This window comes from Streptomyces laculatispora, from assembly GCF_017353455.1.
In the GTDB taxonomy this organism is placed as follows: domain Bacteria; phylum Actinomycetota; class Actinomycetes; order Streptomycetales; family Streptomycetaceae; genus Streptomyces; species Streptomyces laculatispora.
In genome coordinates, this window is record NZ_JAFMPZ010000029.1 from 1 (window position 1) to 3075 (window position 3075).

Here is a 3075-nt window from a genome sequence, read left to right on the forward strand (position 1 = left end):
ACTACTACGGTTCACGCGGCGGGCCGGTTCCGATGGTGCTGGTCGGCCGTGACCACTGGACCCGGGAACTGCCCGCGTGGCCCCTGCTCCGGGCACTCGCCGCGTGAACCGTAGTAGTTCGGGGTCGTGCTGTCGAAGATCTCCTGAACGGTGCCGGCCGCGCCCGGGAGGAAGATGACGCCCGCGGTCGAGCGGGCCAGCAGCCCGTCCTCGCGCAGGGCGTTGGCGAAGTACTTGGCGATGTGGTCGGCGAACGGGTTCGGCGGCTCGTGGCCGTAGAACCAGGTGGGGATCGACACCGAGCCGCCGCCGTCCGGCCACCGCTCCCGCACGGCGAACGCCGCCAGCGCCCAGTCGGAGACCGAGGGGGCGAACGAGGGCACCGAGGCCAGGAGTTCGCAGGCCTTGTCCAGCATCGGGTCGGAGTACGGCGCCGCGTAGGCGCCGAGGTTCGCCGCCTCCATCGCACCTGGGCCGCCGCCGGTGGCCACCGTCAGCCCGCTGCGGGCCAGGGTCCGGCCGAGGCGGGCCGCGGCCGTGTAGGCGGCGCTGCCGCGGGCCGTCGCATGGCCGCCCATCACGCCGACCACCCCTGCCCCGACGAGGAGTTCGTCCAGCGCGTCGGAGACCGCGTCGTCGTGGAGCGCGCGGAGCATCGACGCGAACGCGTCACCGTTCGTCCGCGTCTCCTGGAACCAGCGGTAGGCACGGGCGTCGGGCGTCACCTCGTAACCGCCCTTCGCCAGCCCGTCGTAGAGCGCGTCGGGGGAGTAGAGCAGACCGCGGTAGGGGTCGAAGGGCAGACCCGGTACCGGCGGGAAGACGAACGCACCGTCGGCCCGTACCTTCGCCGCCGCGCCGGGCTCCATCGGGCAGCCGAGGAAGACGGCGCCCGATGCGTCGGCGGCCAGCAGGGCGGCACCGCGGTCCGTCAGATCGACGGATTGGACGCGGCGCCCGGTCAGCGAGCCGGCGGCGACCGCCTCGTCGAATTCGGCGAGCGACTCGATCTCGCCGCCGGGTGCGGTAATGCTCTCGTCCGGGTTCTCCACGCCCTCATGCTACGAAGCGGCGGGGCGTCCGGCCCCGGTGGCGCCGGGCCGCTCTCCCGCTCAGCCGCTCAGGCGGTCAGCGGGAGAGCGGCCAGCTCGGCGATCGCCCAGGTCAGCGGGGCGAAGACGAGGAGTAGTGCGGCCGCGCGCAGCATCGTCGCGGCCCGCAGCGCCGAGGCCGGGGCGCCGAGCCGCAGCAGTGCCTGCGCCGTTTCGGCGCGGGCCTGCTTCGCCTCCAGCGCCGACGTCAGCAGCGTCGCCGTCGTGCAGCCGATGACGAGCACGGCGCCGAGTGCGGTGAGCGGTCCGAAGGGCCGGGGGCCCGTCCCGTACAGCGCGAACGCGGCGATGACGGCCGAGAGCACCGCGCAGACGACGCCCAGCGGCCGGCCGATCCGGCCTGCCTCGTCCATCAGCACCCGCCCCGCCAGCAGGCGTACGGCTCCGGGGCGCAGCGCCTGGAGCAGCCGCCCGGCGAGACGGGTCAGCCCGGGGCCGGCCGTGGCGAGGCCGATCGCCGTCAGCGTCCACCCCATCAGGACCCAGGCCGGAGTGGAGTCGAGCTTTCCGGGGAGCGGGAACGGGCTGCCCGCCGAACCGCGGCCCGCGTACGCCTCGACCGCGAGTCCGGCGGCCGTCAGGGCCACGCCCCACGGCAGGCCGGTCGGCGGCGCGGCCGGAGCCGGGACCTGCTCCTCGGGCACCAGGTCCGGCGAACCGTCCTGAACGCCCGCCGCCCGCACCGGTTTGGCGCGCAGCGCCAGCGCGCTCGCCGTGGCCGCCGCCGCGGGCACCAGGGTCAGCAGGACCAGGACGGCGGCCAGCGGCAGCGGCGCCTGGGCGCCCAGCAGCCCGGCCGCGGCACCGTCGAACGGCAGTCCCGACAGATCACCGCGCAGATGGAGGAAGAGGAGCAGCGCCACCATGGAGCCGAGGGTGCACGAGACGGCGGTGGAGACGGCGGCCAGCACGCTGAGCCGGACCGGCCCGAGGCCGACGGCGGACAGTCCGGCGCGCGGGCGGGTGCTCGGGTCGGTCCGGGCGACCGCGACCGCGAACTGCACGGTGGCGGCCAGCGGTACGAGGCACCACAGCAGCCGCAGCACGGAGCCGGTCGAGTGCGCCGGGTGCCCGGAGGCGTAGCCCAGGGTGCACAGCAGGAGGAAGCCGACCCCGGCGGAGGCGGCCGCGACCAGCAGCCGCCGCATGAGGACCAGCGGATGGGAACCGCGGGCTAGACGGAGAGCGAGCACGCCGCGCGGCCTTCCGTGTCGGTTGCGGCCGGCAGGGCGACCGTGGCGACCCGGCGCCCGTCCAGCAGCGGCACCGCACGGTCGGCGAGGGCGGCGATCTCCGCGTCGTGCGTGGCGAGGACCACCGTGATGCCGTGCGAGCGGGCCGCGCTCGTCAGGGTGCGCAGCACATGGGCGCGGTCGGTGTGGTGCAGGGTCGCGGTCGGCTCGTCGGCGAAGATCACCGCGGGGGCGGCGGCCAGCGCGCGGGCCACCGAGATCCGCTGCCGCTGGCTCTGCTGGAGGGTGTGCGGCCGCTTCCTGGCGCACATGCCGATGTCGAGGCGCTCCAGCCACTCCATGGCGGCCTTCTTGGCCTCCCGGTGCGAGGCACCGCGCAGCAGGAGCGGAAGGGCGGTGTTCTCCCAGGTGGTCAGCTCCGGGACGAGCTGGGGCTCGGGGGCGATCCAGCCGAACCTGTCGCGGCGCAGCCGTTCGCGCAGCCGGGGGCCCATGGTGTGGACGGGGACGCTGTTGAACCACACCTCCCCCTGGTCGGGGACCAGTTGACCGGACAGGCAGTGCAGCAGTGTCGTCTTGCCGCTGCCGCGCGGGCCGGTCACGGCGAGGATCTCGCCGTCGCGGATTCCCAGGGACACCCCGCCGAGCGCGGGTGAGCCGTTGTGGGAGTGGTGCAGGGAACGCGCCCAGATCACGTCGTTGTCCGGCGGGGCCACCATGGCGTACACCTCGGTTCAGATCAGATATCCCGTTCCCCCGTACGGGGGAAC

Annotated in this window: 3 protein-coding genes; all 3 read right to left on the reverse strand. The window is 74.8% G+C overall.

Annotation, left to right across the window (positions count from 1 at the left end; all coding sequences use genetic code 11):
- Positions 1 to 11: 11 nt before the first annotated feature.
- Positions 12 to 1052: an LOG family protein gene (locus J1C73_RS01140; protein WP_207314657.1), complete on the reverse strand. Its 1041-nt coding sequence runs from the start codon at positions 1050 to 1052 to the stop codon at positions 12 to 14.
- Positions 1053 to 1120: 68 nt separating this feature from the next.
- Entirely contained in the window at positions 1121 to 2305 is a 1185-nt protein-coding gene (locus tag J1C73_RS01145) for a hypothetical protein (protein ID WP_207314658.1), read from the reverse strand.
- Positions 2287 to 3024, reverse strand: coding sequence for an ABC transporter ATP-binding protein (locus J1C73_RS01150; protein WP_207314659.1), 738 nt, complete (start codon positions 3022 to 3024; stop codon positions 2287 to 2289). Before J1C73_RS01150 ends, J1C73_RS01145 begins: the two co-directional genes overlap by 19 nt.
- Between the last annotated feature and the right edge of the window lie 51 nt (positions 3025 to 3075).

Coding starts and splice junctions, on each gene's coding strand:
- J1C73_RS01150 (WP_207314659.1), bottom strand. CDS start 3,024: ATGGTGGCCCCGCCGGACAACGACGTGATCTGGGCGCGTTCCCTGCAC.